The following is a 16,748-nucleotide window of genomic DNA, read 5'->3' as shown; positions in this document are numbered from 1 at the left end:
CGCGACGGCGACGGCGGCCCGAGGACAGGCAGTGCCGACTCCCGCAACCGCGGCGAGGGACCGGGAGCGACCAGCGCCGCCTCCCAGAACCGCGGCGGGGATCGAGGAGTGAGCGCGGCCACCGAGACCCGCAGCGGGGGCTGGGCGGCGACTGACACCGGCTCCGACAACCGCGACGGCGACGGCGGCCCGAGGACAGGCAGTGCCGACTCCCGCAACCGCGGCGAGGGACCGGGAGCGACCAGCGCCGCCTCCCAGAACCGCGGCAGGGATCGAGGAGTGAGCGCGGCCACCGAGAACCGCAGCGGGGGCTGGGCGGCGACTGACACCGGCTCCGACAACCGCGACGGCGACGGCGGCCCGAGGACAGGCAGTGCCGACTCCCGCAACCGCGGCGAGGGACCGGGAGCGACCAGCGCCGCCTCCCAGAACCGCGGCAGGGATCGAGGAGTGAGCGCGGCCACCGAGAACCGCAGCGGGGGCTGGGCGGCGACTGACACCGGCTCCGACAACCGCGACGGCGACGGCGGCCCGAGGACAGGCAGTGCCGACTCCCGCAACCGCGGCGAGGGACCGGGAGAGACCGGCGCGGCCTCCGGCAACCGCGGCGGGACCCGGGGGCCGGCCGGCGCGACTTCCGGTGGGCAGACGCACTCCGGGCGCTTCGGGGTCGGCGGGGCGGGCGGGGTGTCCGGAGACCCGTACGCAGGTGTGACGGCACACGGTCAGGCGGACGGCGGCACGTACCGCGCGGAGGACGCTCGAGCGGGCGGCCGCGAAGACGCCCCTCTGCGGGGCACCGACGCCCCACAGGGCGCACGGCGGCGCGGGCTCGGCGCGTGGGCGCGACGGCTGGCCGGCGGGCGCGCGGAACAGCCGGCCGGCCGAGGGACGTACGACGGTACGGCGGCCCACTCCGCCGAGGCACCGGCGCCCGGTTCCCCGCAGCAACCGGAGACCTGGCCGGACCCCGCCGCGCTGCTGCTGACGGCGCTGGGGCCCGGGCCCCGGCTGTGGGAGCGGGGGCCCGGTCACCCGGAGGCGCTGACCGTACGGCTCGGCACGGCCGACCGGAGCGCGCCGGACGGCTCGGGCCTGCTGCCCGCCGTACCGGTGACGGCGGCACTGCGCGAGGCGGGCGCGCTGGGCCTGGCCGGTCCGCGGCCCCGGCTGTCCGGGCTCGCCCGCGCGGTGCTGGCCCAGTTCGCCGCGCTGCACTCCCCCGATCTGCTGGAGATCGTGCTGATCAGCGCGGACCACTCACGCCCGGTGGAAGAGCGCACGGCCGAGTGGTCCTGGCTGGGCTGGCTCCCGCATGTCCGGCCGGGCCATGGCCAGGACTGCCGCCTGCTGCTCGCCTACGACCGTGAACAGGCGGCGGCCCGTACGGAGGAACTGCTGCGCCGGGTCGAGGACCACGCGGCGACGGGCAGGACCGCCGCCTCTCCCGCCCCGGTCCGTGTCCCGGCTCCGTCGGCGTCGGCGTCGGCGTCGGTGTCGGAGGCGACCGCCACCCCCGGACGCCCCACGCCCACCGGCACACCCGGCACCCCGAACCGGACCACCCCACCGCACACCGCACCACCCGGCACCGCCGACCGCACCGCCCCAGGGCACGCCCCGCCTCCCGGCACCCCCGCACCGGGGTCCGCTGTGGCCGGCCGCCGTCCTTCCTGGGCCAGGGACGAGGCGGACATCGGTGCCGGCGGCGGTGGTTTCTCGGGGCCGTACACCGTCGTCGTCGTGGACGGGGACCCCGGCGGGGCCGCTCTGCGGGAAGCCGTCGCGCGGCTGGCGGTGGCCGGGCCGCGGGCCGGGATCCATGTGGTGTGTCTCGCCGAGACCGAGCCGGCCTCGCCCGCGTTCCCCGTGGCCCGCGCGTACGAGGCCGCGTGCGCGCTGACGCCGACGTTCCGGCACTGCGGTGCCGTGGCGCTGCTCAGCGGGGATGTCGCCACCGCCGTGCATCTGATGCGCGTGGCCCCGAGCGGGCCCGTCGGCGCCGGCACGGTGGCCTCCGTGGACGCCGTCTCCGCCGCCTGGGCGGAGCGGTTCGCGCGGGCGCTGGCGCCCCTGCGTCCGGACGGCCCCATCGGTGAGCGGCACGCGCGCGTGACCACACCGTTGCCGCGGTCGGCGCGCCTGCTGGACGAGTTGGGGCTGGCCCGGGCCACCCCGGCATCGCTGATGGCGCGCTGGGCGGACGCGGCGGACGACACCGAGGCGCTGGGCGGCCGGGCCCGTGCGGTGCTCGGTGCCGGTCCGCGCGGCCCGCTCACCGCCGACCTGGTGGCCGACGGTCCGCATCTGCTGATCGAGGGACCGGCCGGCAGCGGTCGTACCGAGCTGCTGCGGGCCGTGGTCGCCTCGCTGGCCGCCGCCGAGCGGCCGGACCGGCTGGGCGTGGTGCTGATCGACGGCCGCGACGGGGTCGGGACGGGCGCCGGACGCGACGAAGGACTGCGGGTCTGTGCCGACATACCCCATGTCACCACCCACCTCGCGGCCAACGACCCGGTGCGGATGCGGGAGTTCGCGCAGTCGCTGAGTGCCGAGCTGAAGCGGCGGGCCGAGCTGCTGGGCCGGGCGGAGTTCGCCGAGTGGCACCGGGGGCGCGAGGTGCCGGGCCGGATCGTCGCCCAGCGCACGCCCGCCAACGGTGACATAGACACGCCGTCCAGCTCCACCCTGCGGCTGCGCCCGGGCGCGGCGGCGGGGCAGCGCGCCGGGGCCGCGCCGCCGCTGCCCCGGCTCGTGGTCGTCGTCGACGACCTGGACGCGCTGGTCTCCCCGCCGCTCGGCTCGCCGGGCCGGCCCGCCGCCGGGTCGGTGATGCGGGCGCTGGAGGCGGTCGCCCGGGAGGGTGAACGTCTTGGGGTGCACCTGGTGGCGGCCGGCACGGGCGGTCGTACGGCGGAGACGGAACCGGCGCGCCGGGCCACCCTGCGGGTCGCGCTGGACGCCCCCGAGCCCGGGCCGGACGAGCCGGCGCCGGGGCGCGGGCGGCTGGTGTGCGCGGACGGCGGGGTCACCGACTTCCAGGGCGGCCGGGTGACGGGCCGCATCCCGCGTACCGCGACCCAGCGGCCCACGGTCGTCCCGCTGGAGTGGCAGCGCATGGGCGACCCACCGGCCCGCCGGCCCGTGCGGGAACTGGGCAACGGCCCCACCGACCTGGCCCTGCTGGCGAGCGCGGTGGAGCGCGCGGCCCGGCAGGTCTCGGCGGAGCAGGTGCCCTCCCTTCTGTGATCTCCGGCTCCGGCGGGAACCGGCAGGCATACACTCCCGGTCACGAGCCGGTCACGATGAGCGGGTTGACACCGCAGGCGCTCTTGCCCGCCGTGAGCGGCTCGGCGTAGACCGGACCGCACGGGACACAGTTCTCACGGACACAGTTCTGACGTTCAACGGAGAACGACGAACGGGGAAGTGATGCACAGCGAGAGCAGCACCATCCGGACACACAGGGCCGTCACCACGCTCGCCGCGCTGCTCGCGGGAGCGCTCGCGCTCACCGCCTGCTCCAGCGGTGACAACGACAAGAAGGACAACGGCGAGCAGAGCGGCGGAGCGACCGGTTCCACCGTCACCCTGCCGAAACTGGACGGCGCGAGCCTGGAGGTCGCCGCCGTCTGGACCGGCACCGAACAGGCGAACTTCAAGAAGGTCCTGGCGGAGTTCGAGAAGCGCACCGGCGCGAAGGTGACGTTCGTGCCCGCCCAGGACCCGATCATCAACTTCCTCGGCTCGAAGATCGCGGGCGGTCAGCCGCCGGACGTGGCGCTGCTGCCCCAGCCGGGCGCGATCAAGCAGGCCGTGGACAAGAAGTGGGCCAAGCCCCTCGGCGCGGACGCGCTCAAGGCGCTGCGGAAGAACTATTCGCAGGGCTGGCAGGACATCGGCAAGGTCGACGGCAAGAGTTACGGCGTCTACTACAAGGCCGCCAACAAGTCGCTGATCTGGTACAACGCCAAGGTCTTCGAGAACGCGGGCGCCAAGGAGCCGAAGACCTGGCAGGACCTGCAGACCACGTCCCAGGCGGTGTACGACTCCGGTGTCACCCCGTTCTCGGTCGGCGGCGCCGACGGCTGGACGCTGACGGACTGGTTCGAGAACGTCTATCTGTCCCAGGCCGGGCCGGAGAAGTACGACCAGCTCGCCCAGCACAAGATCAAGTGGACTGATCCCTCGGTGAAGCAGGCCCTGACCACACTCGCCCAGATCTGGGGCAGGAAGAACTTCGTGGCGGGCGGCGCCGACGGCGCGTTGCAGACCGAGTTCCCGGCCTCCGTCACGCAGACCTTCACCGGCGGTGACCAGCCGAAGGCCGCGATGGTCTACGAGGGCGACTTCGCCCAGGTCAACATCGGCGACACCAAGGCGAAGGTGGGCACGGACGCGAAGGTGTTCCCCTTCCCCGCGGTGGGCTCGTCCGCGCCGGTGGTCTCCGGCGGTGACGCGGCCGTGATCCTGAAGGACTCCAAGGCGGCGCAGGCGCTGGCCACCTTCCTGGCCTCCCCGGACGCGGCGACCATCCAGGCCAGGCTCGGCGGCTACCTCTCGCCGAACAAGAACGTGCCGAACTCGGCGTACCCGAACGCCGTGCAGCAGAAGATCGCCAAGGCGCTGATCGGGTCCGGCGACGACTTCCGCTTCGACATGTCCGACCAGGCCCCGCAGGCCTTCGGCGGCACACCGGGCAAGGGCGAGTGGAAGGACCTGCAGGACTTCCTGAAGAACCCGAAGGACGTGGCGGGCACGCAGGCGAAGCTGGAGAAGGACGCGGCGGCGGCCTACGGGAACGGGAGCTGACCCGGCGATGGCGTCGGCAGCGGCGGCCGGGGCCCCACCGGGCCCCGCCGCACCGAAGAGCCGCAAGAGCGTGACCGGCACCCGCAGGACGGTGGCAGCCCTCTTCCTGCTGCCCGCCCTGGTGCTGCTCGGCGCGCTCGTGGTCTACCCGATCGGGTACTCGATCGTCCGCAGCTTCTACAACGCCCGGGGTGACGGTTTCGCCGGGGTCGACAACTACAAGGCGCTGTTCACGGACGACGGCATCCGTACGGCGCTGAAGAACAACGTCATCTGGGTGGTGTTCGCGCCCACGGTCTCCACCGCGCTCGGTCTGGTCTTCGCGGTGCTGACCGAACGGGTGCGCTGGGGCACGGCGTTCAAGCTGGTCGTCTTCATGCCGATGGCGATCTCGATGCTGGCGGCCGGGATCATCTTCCGGCTGGTGTACGACCAGGACCCGGACAAGGGCGTCGCGAACGCCGTGTGGGTGGGTGTCCACGACACCTTCGCCCAGTCGTCGGCGTTCCCGAAGGCGCATCCGGGACGCGAGTCGCCGCTCGTGGCGCGAAGCGGCGGCTTCATCACCACGGCCACGGTGCACACGGGCCAGGCCGTCACGCTCCCGCTGGTCGGTGTCGCCCCCGAGCAGATGCCCGACGACGCGAAGAAGGCGGTGGCGGCCGCGCCGGAGCCGGGGAAGATCACCGGGACCACGTGGCAGGACTTCACCCGCGGCAGGGGCGTGGGCAAGCTCGGTGCCCCGGACCCGTCGGAGCTGGGTTACGCCGGGATGCGGATCGAGGCGGTGAAGGACGGAAAGGTCGTGGCCACCGCCGAGGCGGCCGGCGACGGCACCTTCACGCTGCCCGCGAAGGCGGACGGAGCCCGGCTGAGACTGCCGGCGGGCAACTTCAGGGAGCCGTACAACGGCGTCGACTGGCTCGGCCCGGCGCTGGTCACCCCGGCCATCATCGGGTCGTACGTATGGATGTGGGCGGGCTTCGCGATGGTGCTGATCGCGGCCGGGCTCGCGGGCGTGCCCCGGGAGCTGCTGGAGGCCGCGCGGGTGGACGGCGCCAACGAGTGGCAGGTGTTCCGCCGGGTCACCGTGCCGTTGCTCGCACCGGTCCTCGCGGTGGTCGCCGTCACGCTGATGATCAACGTGCTGAAGGTGTTCGACCTCGTGTACATCATCGCGCCGGGTTCCTCCCAGGACGACGCGAACGTGCTGGCCCTGGAGCTGTACCGCAAGGGGTTCGCGGAGGGGCAGCCGGGCATCGCCAGCGCGATCGCGGTGTTCCTGCTGCTGCTGGTCATCCCGGTGATGCTGTTCAACATCCGCAGGCTCAGGCGGGAGGTGCGGCGATGACGACCGCCACCGGAAGCGTCGGCAGGACGGCACCCGCCGGCACGGCGGTGAAGGCCCGGCAGTCCCTCGGCTCGAAGATCACCGAGAAGCTGAGCGGCGGACTGGTCCGTGTCTTCCTGATCCTCGTGGGCCTGTTCTGGCTGGTGCCGACCATCGGCCTGCTCGTCTCCTCCCTGCGCGCACCGGAGGACATGAGCGCGAGCGGCTGGTGGAAGGTGTTCTCCCAGCCGTCCCGGCTGACCTTCGACAGCTACCAGAAGCTGCTGGAGAACAGTGACATCACCAGCTCACTGGTGAACACGGTGCTGATCACTGTCCCGGCGACGATCCTGGTCGTGGTGATCGGCTCGCTGGCCGGCTACGCGTTCGCGTGGATGGAGTTCCCGGGCCGGGACTGGTGGTTCCTGGGCGTGGTGAGCCTGCTGGTGGTGCCCGTGCAGGTGGCGCTGATCCCGATCGCCGAACTGTTCGGCAAGATCGGCCTGTTCGGCACGATCCTCGGGGTGATCCTGTTCCATGTCGGCTTCGGTCTGCCGTTCGCGGTGTTCCTGCTGCGGAACTTCTTCGCGGAGATCCCCCGCGAGCTGCTGGAGGCGGCCCGGCTGGACGGCGCCGGCGAACTGCGCCTGTTCGCCCGCGTGGTGATGCCCCTCGGCGGGCCGGCGATCGCGAGCCTCGGCATCTTCCAGTTCCTGTGGGTGTGGAACGACATGCTGGTCGCGCTGGTGTTCACCAAGTCCGGTTCACAGCCGATCACGGTCGCCCTGCAGACGCAGGTGCGGCAGTTCGGCAACAACATCGACGTGCTGGCGCCGGGCGCGTTCATCTCGATGGTGATCCCGCTGGCCGTGTTCTTCGCGTTCCAGCGGCAGTTCGTCTCCGGGGTGATGGCGGGCGCGGTCAAGTAGCGGTGAGGGAGCCGTCTTCTGCGGGGCGGGCCGTCGTCGGTCCGCCCCGCCGCGTTCACCGGGCGGCGTCCCCCACATGCCGTACACGCCGTAACCAAGTCACTCCATCGGCCGTTGCCGGGCAGAACGCCCGCGCCGACCGACCCATGGATGCCCCTTGCCCAGGTTCAGTGTCATCGTCCCCGCGTACAAGGTCCAGGCGTACCTCTCCCAGTGCCTGGTCTCGGTGCTCTCCCAGTCGTATCCCGATCTCGAACTGATCGCCGTGGACGACTGCTCACCCGATGCGTGCGGCGCGGTCATCGACGAGTTCGCGGCCCGGGACGCGCGCGTGAAGCCCGTGCACCTGGCCGAGAACCAGGGGCTCGGCGGCGCCCGGAACGCGGGCATGGCGGAGGCGAGCGGTGACTACCTGGTCTTCCTGGACGGTGACGACACGCTCACCCCGGACGCGCTGCGCTCGGTCGCCGAACGGCTCAAGGAGACCGGCGAGCCGGACGTCCTGGTCTACGACTACGCGCGCACGTACTGGGACGGCCGGGCGGTCCGCAACCAGCTCGCCGCCCAGCTCACCGAGCAGGGCCCGGCGCCGTTCCGGCTGGAGGACCGGCCGGGGCTGCTCAGGGTGCTGATGGTGGCGTGGAACAAGGCCTGTCGGCGGGAGTTCGTCCAGGAACACGGCTTCGCGTTCCCGCCGGGCTACTACGAGGACACCCCCTGGACCTTCCCGGTGCTGATGACGGCGGAGTCGATCGCCACCCTGGACCGGGTGTGCGTGCACTACCGGCAGCGCCGGCAGGGCAGCATCCTCGGCACCACCAGCGTCAAGCACTTCGACCTCTTCGACCAGTACGACCGGGTGTTCGCGTACGTCGAGGAGCGGCCGGAACTGGACCGGTGGCGGCCGGAGTTGTTCCGCCGCATGGTCGACCACTACGCCCTGGTGTTCGCCAGGCGCGGCAGGCTGCCGCGCGGCAGCCACGGCGCCTTCCTGCACCGGGCCCGCGCCCACTGCCGCCGCTACGGGGTCCCGGGGACCCGGATCCGGCTGCGGCTGCGGCACACCCTGGTCCGCTACGGCCTGCACCGCACGTTCCGGGCACTCCAGCTGGCCGCGGCCGTCCGCCGCCGCGCGCTGAAGTCGGCCGTGAAACTGGCCCGCGCCCTGAGGTCCGGGGTGCTCCAGCTGCACTACCGCGTCCAGCTGCGGCTGCCGCTGCGCGGCGACCGGGCCGTGTTCGCCGCCTCCTGGGGGCGCCGCGACCCGGGCGCGCTGGAGGAAGCGTTCCGGACGCACGCCCCGCACATCCGCACCGCGTGGATCGCCCGCCCCGAGCAGCAGCACACCGTCCCGCCCGGCCCGCGTCGGCTGCGTCCCGGCTCAGCCGCCTACTGGACGGCGCTGGCCCGCTCCAAGTACCTGGTGAACGACGCCGGATTCGACCGCGGGCTGCGTTGGCGCCCCGGCCAGGTCTTCGTCCAGACGCAGCAGGGCACCCCCCTCAAGCAGATGGGCCTCGACCTCCAGGAGCACCCGGCCGCCGCCCGGGACACCGACTTCGAGGAGCTGCTGCGGGGCGTCGACCAGTGGGACTACGTCCTGTCCGGCAACCGGCACTCCACCCTCACCTGGGAGCGGGTCTTCCCGGGCCGCTACACCACCCTGGAGTACGGCTCCCCGCGCAACGACGTCTTCCAGCGGGCGACCTCGGCGGACGTGGCACGGCTGCGCGAGTCGCTCGGCATCCCCGCGGGCACGGTCGCCATCCTGTACGCGCCCACGTACCGCGACCAGCACCGGACCCAGCGCCCGCTGCTGGACCTGGAGCGGATCGTGCGCCGCCTCGGCCCGCGCTTCGTGATCATGGCCCGCCCCCACCCCGCGCACGGTGGCTCCCTCGGCACGGGCACCCGGATCATCGACGTCGGCGACCACCCGAGCGTGGAGTCCCTCTGCCTCGCCTCGGACGCGCTGCTCACCGACTACTCGTCGATCATGTTCGACTACGCCGGCCTGGACCGGCCGATCGTCGTGCACACCGCGGACTGGGAGCCGTACCGGGCCGCCCGGGGCACCTACTTCGACCTGCGCGCCTTCCCGCCGGGCGCGGTGGCGCGCAGCGAGGACGAGCTGATCGACATCTTCGCCTCCGGTCACTGGCGCGGCTCGCGTTCCGCGCAGCTGCGGGCGGCGTTCCGGGAGCGGTTCTGCCCGTACGACGACGGACGTGCCGCCGAACGGGTCGTACGGCGGGTGGTGCTGGGCGAGGCGGACCTGCCGCCGGTGGTTCCGCTCGCGGACCGGAAACCCGCGCCGCCGGCCTGCGCGCGGTCCCCGCTGGCCACCGTGCCGCAACCTTCCGGTCCGCTTCCCGTCACCGAGAGCCGCTGAACACCGTTGGTCCCTTCGGGAGTTTGCGTGCCCCTCGGCTCGACGCGGCCCGCCCCGAGCCGGCCGTCCACCTGGCGTCCGGCGGGACGGCCCAGCCGCGTCCGCAAGACGACAGAAAGAGCAGAATGCCCCGCTTCAGCATCATCGTCCCGTCCCACGGGGTCGCCGGCCGGCTGTCCCAGGCGCTGGACTCGGTCCTCGGCCAGTCCTTCGGCGACCTTCAGCTGATCCCGGTCTGCGACGCCCCCGACGCTCCGGGCGCCGCCGTCGCCGCCGGGTACGCGGAGCGGGACTCCCGGGTGACCCCGGTCCACTCGCCGCCGTCCGCCGGTCTGGGCGGGGCGCGCAACGCCGGGATGCGGGCCGCGACCGGCGCCTATCTGCTGTTCCTGGACGGCGACGACCTGCTGCTGCCGGGCGCGCTCGCGGCGCTGGACGCCCGCCTGACCGAGACCGCCGGCGTCGACGTGCTGCACGTCGAGCACGAGCGCGCCCCCTGGTGGGAGGGCGAGCCGACGAACCCGGCCGCACCCCTGCTCGCCAAGGCCCCCAAGGGCTCCTTCGTCCCCGCCGACCTGCCGCGACTGACCGGTGTGCAGCTCCCGGCGTGGAGTGCCGTGTACCGTCGCGGCTTCCTCACCGCGCACGAACTGGCCTTTCCCGAGAGTCACTTCACGGACCTGGGCTGGGGCGGGCTCACCACGATCGCCGCCGAGCGGATGGCGGTGCTGCGCCGGGCCGTCGTACGGCACCGGCTGCGCCGGCAGGGCAGCCGGCTCAATCTGCCCGGACCGCACCAGCACGCCCTCCTCGACCAGGTGGACCTGGTGCTGACGCGCGCGGCCGAGTGCGCCCTGCCGGCCGAGCGGACCGGACCGCTGTTCGAGCAGCTGTTCGCGGTGGTGCTCAAGACGGCGTCCCGGCCGGAGCGGCTGCCCTCCGGGCACCGGGCGTTCTTCCGCCGGGCCGGGCGCCTCTACCGACGGCACCGGCCCGCCGGTTACCGGGCGCCGGGTGGCAGCCTGGGTGTGCAGCACCGGCTGCTGGCGACGGGTGCGTACACCGCGTTCCGTGCCCTGCGCGGCGCCAACCAGGTGGCCGCACGCTCGGCCGAGGCCCTGCCCCGCCCGCACATGCTGCGCACCCGGCTGCGCTACGCCCGCGACCTGCGCCGCCCGCTCGACCCCCACCTCGCCGTGTACTGCGCCTACTGGGGCCGGGGCTACGCCTGCAACCCGGCCGCGATCCACGCCAAGGCCCGTGAACTCGCCCCGCACGTGCGCTCGGTGTTCCTGGTCGAGGCCGACCAGGCCCACGCGATGCCCGAGGGCGTCGAGTACGCGGTGATCGGCTCCCGCCGCTACTGGGAGGTGCTGGCCCGCGCCACGTACCTGATCAACAACGCCAACTTCGCCGAGGGTGTCGTCAAGCGGCCCGGCAGCGTGCACCTGCAGACCCAGCACGGCACCCCGCTGAAGACGATGGGCGTGGACCAGTCGACGTATCCGGTGGTGGCCGCGCGGTCCGGCAGCTTCACCAGGCTGCTGGGCCGCGTCGACCGCTGGGACTTCAACCTCTCCTCCAACCGCCACTCCACCCAGATGTGGGAGCGCGCCTTCCCCGGCTCGTACGAGCATCTGGAGTACGGCTATCCGCGCAACGACGTGTACTACACGGCGACCGCCGAGGACGTCGCCCGGATCCGCCGGGAGCTGGGGGTCCCGGAGGGCAGGACGGCCGTGCTGTACGCGCCGACCCACCGCGACCACCACACCGGCTTCGAGACCGGCCTGGACCTGGAGGCGTTCTGCGAGGCGGCCGGCGAGGACGTCGTCGTGCTGCTGCGCGCCCACTACTTCTACGACCGGGGCCGCTCCCAGGGCTCCGGCCGGATCATCGACGTGACCGCGCACCGCTCCGCCGAGGACGTGTGCCTGGCCGCGGACGCGCTGGTCACGGACTACTCGTCGATCATGTTCGACTACGCCAACCTGGACCGGCCGATCGTCGTGTACGCCGACGACTGGGACGTCTACCAGGAGACCCGGGGCGTCTACTTCGACCTGCCCGCCGAACCGCCCGGCCCGGTCGTCCGCACCCCCGAGGAACTGGCCGGGGTCTTCCGCGACGGCTCGTACACGGGCCCGGAGGCCGGGGCGCTCAGGGCCGCGTTCCGGGAGCGGTTCTGCGAGTTCGACGACGGGCGCGCCGCCGAGCGCGTGGTACGGCGGGTGCTGCTCGGCGAGCCGCCGGAGGCGGTCCCGCCCGTGATCCCGCTCGCCGAACGCGTCCCCGCCCCCGCCGCCGCGACCCTCGTGAGGAGCTGATCCGCCGTGCCCCGCTTCAGTCTGATCGTGCCCTGTTTCAAGGTGCAGGGCTTCCTGCGCGAGTGCCTGGACTCGGTGCTCACGCAGTCCTTCGACGACTTCGAGCTGATCGCCGTGGATGACTGCTCCCCGGACGGCTGCGGCGCGATCCTCGACGAGTACGCCGAGCGGGACCCGCGCGTGAAGGTGCTGCACCTGCCGGAGAACGTGGGCCTCGGCCGGGCCCGCAACGCGGGGCTCCCCCACGCCACCGGCGACTACCTCTTCTTCCTCGACAGCGACGACACCCTCACCCCGGGCGCACTGCGGGCCATCGCCGGCCGGCTGGCGGAGGCCGCCGAACCGGACGTGCTGGTCTTCGACTACGCGCGCACCTACTGGTGGGGCGGCACCCGGCGCAACGCGCTGGCCGACGTGCTCGCCGAGGCCGGCCCGGGCACCTTCACGGTCGCCGAGTACCCGCGGATCCTCGACCTGCTGATGGTGGTGTGGAACAAGGTCTACCGGCGGGAGTTCGTCGCCGGGAACGGCTTCGAGTTCCCGCCCGGCTACTACGAGGACACCCCCTGGACCTTCCCGGTCATGCTCAGCGCCGGACGGATCGCCGCCCTGGACCGGATCTGCCTGAACTACCGGCAGCGCCGGCAGGGCAACATCCTGTCCACCACCAGCCGCAAGCACTTCGACATCCACGACCAGTACGAACGGGTCCTCGCCTTCGTGGAGCAGCGGCCGGAACTGGCGAGCTGGCGGCCGTACCTGCATCGCAAGATGGGCGAGCACTGCCTGGACATCCTGGCCAAGCCGGACCGGCTGCCGCCCACCGACAAGGCCGAGTTCTTCCGGCGTACGGCGCGGATGTTCCGCGAGCACAGGCCCGAGGGGGCCCTGGTGGGCGGCGAGGTGGCCGCGCTGGAGGGCTCCTGGACGCGGTACCGGCTGGGGCGGCAGGCGGCACGGGCCGGGCGGGAGGCGGCTCGGCGGGCGGGCCTGGCGCGCCGGGCGGCGGCCGCGCGGGCCCGTAGCGGCTGGGCGTCCCTGCACGCGCGCCGCCCGCTGGACGAGAACCTCGTGGTGTACTCGGCGTCCTCGCACCGTGGGATGCTCGGCGACCCGGCGGCCGTCTACCGCAAGGCGCGGGAGATCGCCCCGCGGTTGCGCGGGGTGTGGGTGGTGCGGGACGCGGAGGCCGCGGAGCAGCTGCCGCCCGATGTCGAGCACGTGGTCGTGGGCTCCGCGCGATACCTTGAGGTCACCGCGCGGGCGAAGTTCTTCGTCAACGACGTCAACTGGCCCGGCGCCCTGGCCAAGCGGCCCGGCAGCGTGCACATCCACACCCACCAGGGCACCCCGCTCAAGTACCTGGGCGCGGACCTGCTGGACAAGCCCGGCGCCCGGCTCGGCTTCGACGTGCCGCAGATGCTGCGCCGGGCCGACCGCTGGGACTACAGCCTGGTCGCCAACCGCCACTCCGAGCTGGTCTGGGAGCGGGCCTATCCGTGCCACTTCACCTCGGTGCGCACCGGCAGTCCGCGCAACGACGTGCTGGTGAACGCCGGTACCAGCGACTTCCGGCAGCGGCACGGCATCCCCGAGGACCACACGGTCGTGCTGTACGCGCCGACCCGCCGGGACTACCGCCGGGGCGGCCACGTGGACCGGTTCGACCCGGCCCGGTTCGCGGCGGACCTCGGTGCGGGGCACACCCTCGTGGTCCGGCTGCATCCCTCGCTGGTGAACGGTCCCGCGCGGGGCATGGGCCTTGCCGAGCTGGCCCGGCGCGGGATCGTGGTCGACGCGACCGGCGAGCCGCGGGTCGAGGACGTCCTGCTCGCGGCGGACGTGCTGGTCACCGACTACTCGGCCGTGATGTTCGACTACGCCAACCTCGACCGGCCGATCGTGGTGCACGCCGACGACTGGCCCGCGTACACCGCGAGCCGGGGCACCTACTTCGACCTCACCGCCGAGCCGCCGGGTCATATCACCCGCTCCTACCGGGAGCTGGCGTGGCTGTTCGCCTCGGGTTCGTGGCAGGACGGGGAGTCGGCCCGGCTGCGGGCGGACTTCCGGGCCCGGTTCTGCGAGTTCGACGACGGGCGCGCCGCCGAGCGGGTCGTACGGACCCTGCTGCTGGGCGAGGACATGCCGGGAACCCGGGTCCGGCTGCCCGGCCAGGCCACGGGCCGGGACGTGCTGACCTCGGCGTGAGAACGACCGGCCGGCGCCGCGCGCCGGCCGGTCGTGGCCACTCGGGTGCCCGGTGTCACTCGATGACGAGGTCGACCTCGATGTTGCCGCGGGTGGCGTTGGAGTACGGGCAGACCTGGTGGGCGGTCTCGACCAGCTTGCGGCCGGTGGCCTCGTCCACGGTGTCGGGCAGCTCGACGCGCAGCGTCACCTTCAGCCCGAAGCCCTCGCCCTGCTTGCCTATGCCGACCTCGGCGGTCACCGCCGTGTCGCTGACGTCCACCTTCGCCTGGCGGCCGACGAGGCCGAGGGCGCTGCCGAAACAGGCGGCGTAACCGGCGGCGAAGAGCTGCTCCGGGTTGGTGCCCTCGCCGTTGCCGCCCAGCTCCACCGGCGGGGCCAGCCTGAGGTCGATCTTGCCGTCGGAGGAGACGGCACGGCCGTCGCGGCCGTGGGTGGCGGTGGCGACAGCGGTGTAGAGCGCGTCCATGGAAGACCATCCCTCTCGGATGTGGGGTGCGTGACGGGTTTCGTTGCGGCCCGTTCCGAACACGAGTAGAGCACACAATTCAGTTGTGCACAACTAAATGGCTCGCTCGAGCTATCCTTGACCCATGACCGCATCGCCCGCCCCGCGGACCACCACCGCCGACGCCGACTGGCTCCGCCTGGACCGCCAGATCTGCTTCTCCCTGCACGCCGCGTCCCGCGCCTTCAACGGCGTCTACCGCGTGATCCTCAAGGACCTCGGGCTCACCTACCCGCAGTACCTGGTGATGCTGGTGCTGTGGGAGCAGGGCGACCAGCCCGTCAAGAAACTCGGCGAACATCTTCGGCTCGACTCCGGCACGCTGTCCCCGCTGGTGAAGCGGCTGGAGGGGGCCGGCCTGGTGCGGCGCGAGCGCAGCGCGCGGGACGAGCGGTCCGTGTGGGTGCGGCTGACCGGGGAAGGCGCTGCGCTGCGCGAGCGGGCCCTGGAGGTGCCGCGGCGGATCGTGGCGGCGACCGGCTTCGACCTGACGGAGATCGGCGAGCTGCGCGAGCGGCTCGACCAGCTCACCACCGCGCTGGACGCGGCGGCATCGTCGCAGGCCCGGGAGGCTCGCTAGGGCCTGGCCCGGCGGATGTAGAGCCGTACGGTCACCCCGTCCCGCGCGGTCTCCTCGCGCTGCGCGAACTCCTCGGTCAGCACGGCGAGTTTGGCCCGCTCGGTGGGACTGCCCGGGGTCCAGCGGCCGGCGAGCAGCTCCCGGTCCGCGACGACCCACACCCGGTCCAGCCGGGCCAGCCTCCGGCGCAGCTCACCGGGCCCGGCCTCACGCCCGTACAGCGTCCCGGACGCGGCGGCCCCTTCCGCCAGGGCCACGTCCCGCACCCTGCGGAACGCCCCCGGGTAGGTGAGCGCCACGTTCCGCGTCTGCACCGGCAGGAACAGCACCGGGTCCCCGGGCCCCACCTCCCGCGCGGCGACCCGGGAGACGGCGGCGAGATCGTCGGGCCGGGTGTCCGGGACGCGGTCGGCGCGGAGGAGGGGGAAGTGCTGGAGGAGGGCGAGGGCGACGGCCAGTGCACCGGCGAGGGTGACCACCTGGGGCGGCGGCACCGGCCGGGACCAGGGAGGGCGCCCTTTCGGCCGGCCGTCACTGTGCGAGCAGCCGTCGCGCAGCGCGATGGGGGTCCTCCCTGCCCGGACGGCGCCGAGAGCACCGGGGAGGGCGGGCCCGCGACGTCCACCGGGGCACAGCCGCCGCACGCGTCCGGCCACCCACTCCACCCCGCCGGCCACCAGCAACGGCGCCCCCGAGAGGGCATACAGCACATACCGATCGACGTACAGTGGCGAGCACTGCGAGGCCAGCATCAAGGTGACCGGCGGGACCACCGTCAACGGCAGGGCGAGCCCCGCGCAGGTGACCTCCCCGCGCCGCCCCGGCAGCCCCGCGAGCCCCAGCAGGGCCAGCCCGAGACACACCCAGTACACGCCTGACGCCGGCCCCAGAAAACCACGCGACAGCCCTTCCGCCGTGGCCGCCGTGGGCCTCCGCAGCCAGGCGACCTGCGCCGCCTGCGCCCGGGACACCAGCACCATCGGCAGCAGCGCGAGGACGACCGCGCCGGACGCGCGCCCCCAGCCCCGCCACACCCGCGCCCCGGCCCGGGCGAGCGCCAGCGACACCGCGTGGGCGAGCAGCAGCAGGACCGCGAACTCGTGCAGCCAGCAGGTGAGACCGAGGACGGCGCCGTACGCCCACCAGGAGTCCCCCTGCACGGCCCGCACGAACAGCAGCGTCGCGCCGGTGGCCCCGGCCGCCACCAGGGCGTAGGAGCGGCCCTCCTGGGCGTAGTGGCCGGCCATCGGCGTGACGGCGTAGAGCAGCCCGGCCCACAGCCCGACGCGCGGCCGCACCAAGCGGACGCCCAGCGCGGCCACCAGGCCGGCCGTCACCGCCGCCGCGCAGACCGACGGGAGCCGCAGGACGACCTCGCCGGGGTGGACGGTGAGGACGGCGTGCATGAGGAGGTAGTACACGCCGTGCACAGCGTCCACGCCGTGCAGCAGCCGCCAGATCTGCGGCACCGTGCGGCGTGCGACCTGGAAGGTGACGGCCTCGTCGCGCCACATCCCGCCCCGGTCGAGCCCCCACAGCCCGATCGCGAGTATCGCCAGCGCGGGTGCGCACACGGCGGCGGCACGGCGGACCCGCACCGGCGGGCTCCCCGGCGCACGGCTCGACACGCGGTCCGGCCCACGGTTCGGCGCACCATTC

The 16,748-nt window shown here is 73.5% G+C and carries 10 protein-coding genes; 8 read left to right on the top strand and 2 right to left on the bottom strand.

Annotation, left to right across the window (positions count from 1 at the left end):
• The 7 genes from AC07C1_RS28540 to AC07C1_RS28510 form a co-directional block, all read left to right on the top strand.
• Positions 1-3,249, top strand: a 3,249-nt coding sequence (locus tag AC07C1_RS28540) for an FtsK/SpoIIIE domain-containing protein (RefSeq protein WP_478943556.1), incomplete at its 5' end; no start/stop codon positions are given.
• Positions 3,250-3,432: 183 nt separating this feature from the next.
• Entirely contained in the window at positions 3,433-4,812 is a 1,380-nt protein-coding gene (locus AC07C1_RS28535) for an ABC transporter substrate-binding protein (RefSeq protein ID WP_478943554.1), read from the top strand.
• Positions 4,813-4,819: 7 nt separating this feature from the next.
• Entirely contained in the window at positions 4,820-6,163 is a 1,344-nt protein-coding gene (locus AC07C1_RS28530; protein ID WP_478943552.1) for a carbohydrate ABC transporter permease, read from the top strand.
• Positions 6,160-7,071, top strand: coding sequence for a carbohydrate ABC transporter permease (locus AC07C1_RS28525; protein WP_478943550.1), 912 nt, complete (start codon positions 6,160-6,162; stop codon positions 7,069-7,071). Before AC07C1_RS28530 ends, AC07C1_RS28525 begins: the two co-directional genes overlap by 4 nt.
• Positions 7,072-7,228: 157 nt before the next feature.
• The gene (locus AC07C1_RS28520; RefSeq protein ID WP_478943548.1) at positions 7,229-9,463 is read left to right on the top strand and encodes a bifunctional glycosyltransferase/CDP-glycerol:glycerophosphate glycerophosphotransferase; all 2,235 of its coding nucleotides are present in this window, start codon (positions 7,229-7,231) and stop codon (positions 9,461-9,463) included.
• A 125-nt stretch (positions 9,464-9,588) separates the two neighbouring features.
• Positions 9,589-11,790, top strand: a complete 2,202-nt coding sequence (locus AC07C1_RS28515) for a bifunctional glycosyltransferase/CDP-glycerol:glycerophosphate glycerophosphotransferase (RefSeq protein WP_478943546.1) — start codon at positions 9,589-9,591, stop codon at positions 11,788-11,790.
• A gap of 6 nt (positions 11,791-11,796) precedes the next feature.
• Positions 11,797-14,001 carry a bifunctional glycosyltransferase/CDP-glycerol:glycerophosphate glycerophosphotransferase gene (locus tag AC07C1_RS28510; RefSeq protein ID WP_478943544.1) on the top strand — a complete coding sequence of 735 codons (2,205 nt, stop codon included), beginning with the start codon at positions 11,797-11,799 and terminating at the stop codon, positions 13,999-14,001.
• A gap of 55 nt (positions 14,002-14,056) precedes the next feature.
• Here the strand turns inward: AC07C1_RS28510 and AC07C1_RS28505 are convergent, their stop codons facing one another.
• Positions 14,057-14,470, bottom strand: a complete 414-nt coding sequence (locus tag AC07C1_RS28505) for an organic hydroperoxide resistance protein (protein ID WP_478943542.1) — start codon at positions 14,468-14,470, stop codon at positions 14,057-14,059.
• Between the two features lie 124 nt (positions 14,471-14,594).
• Here AC07C1_RS28505 and AC07C1_RS28500 point away from each other — a divergent pair, with 124 nt between their 5' ends.
• A complete protein-coding gene (locus tag AC07C1_RS28500) occupies positions 14,595-15,089 on the top strand; it encodes a MarR family winged helix-turn-helix transcriptional regulator (RefSeq protein ID WP_478943540.1) in 495 nt (164 codons plus the stop codon).
• On the opposite strand, the gene AC07C1_RS28495 is transcribed toward AC07C1_RS28500, so the two are convergent.
• Complete coding sequence (locus AC07C1_RS28495; protein WP_478943699.1) at positions 15,086-16,663, bottom strand: glycosyltransferase family 39 protein; 1,578 nt, start codon at positions 16,661-16,663, stop codon at positions 15,086-15,088. The two genes, AC07C1_RS28500 and AC07C1_RS28495, sit on opposite strands and share 4 nt — an antisense overlap.
• Between the last annotated feature and the right edge of the window lie 85 nt (positions 16,664-16,748).

This window comes from Streptomyces sp. NPDC045022 (assembly GCF_056432605.1).
The sequence above is the reverse complement of the archived record's forward strand: the minus strand, read 5'-3'. Positions and strand labels throughout refer to the sequence as shown.

What these genes read in the sequence shown, in the direction of transcription:
- AC07C1_RS28535 (WP_478943554.1), top strand. Translation starts at nt 3,433, where the DNA reads ATGCACAGCGAGAGCAGCACCATCCGGACACACAGGGCCGTCACCACG.
- AC07C1_RS28530 (WP_478943552.1), top strand. Translation starts at nt 4,820, where the DNA reads ATGGCGTCGGCAGCGGCGGCCGGGGCCCCACCGGGCCCCGCCGCACCG.
- AC07C1_RS28525 (WP_478943550.1), top strand. Translation starts at nt 6,160, where the DNA reads ATGACGACCGCCACCGGAAGCGTCGGCAGGACGGCACCCGCCGGCACG.
- AC07C1_RS28515 (WP_478943546.1), top strand. Translation starts at nt 9,589, where the DNA reads ATGCCCCGCTTCAGCATCATCGTCCCGTCCCACGGGGTCGCCGGCCGG.
- AC07C1_RS28505 (WP_478943542.1), bottom strand. Translation starts at nt 14,470, where the DNA reads ATGGACGCGCTCTACACCGCTGTCGCCACCGCCACCCACGGCCGCGAC.
- AC07C1_RS28500 (WP_478943540.1), top strand. Translation starts at nt 14,595, where the DNA reads ATGACCGCATCGCCCGCCCCGCGGACCACCACCGCCGACGCCGACTGG.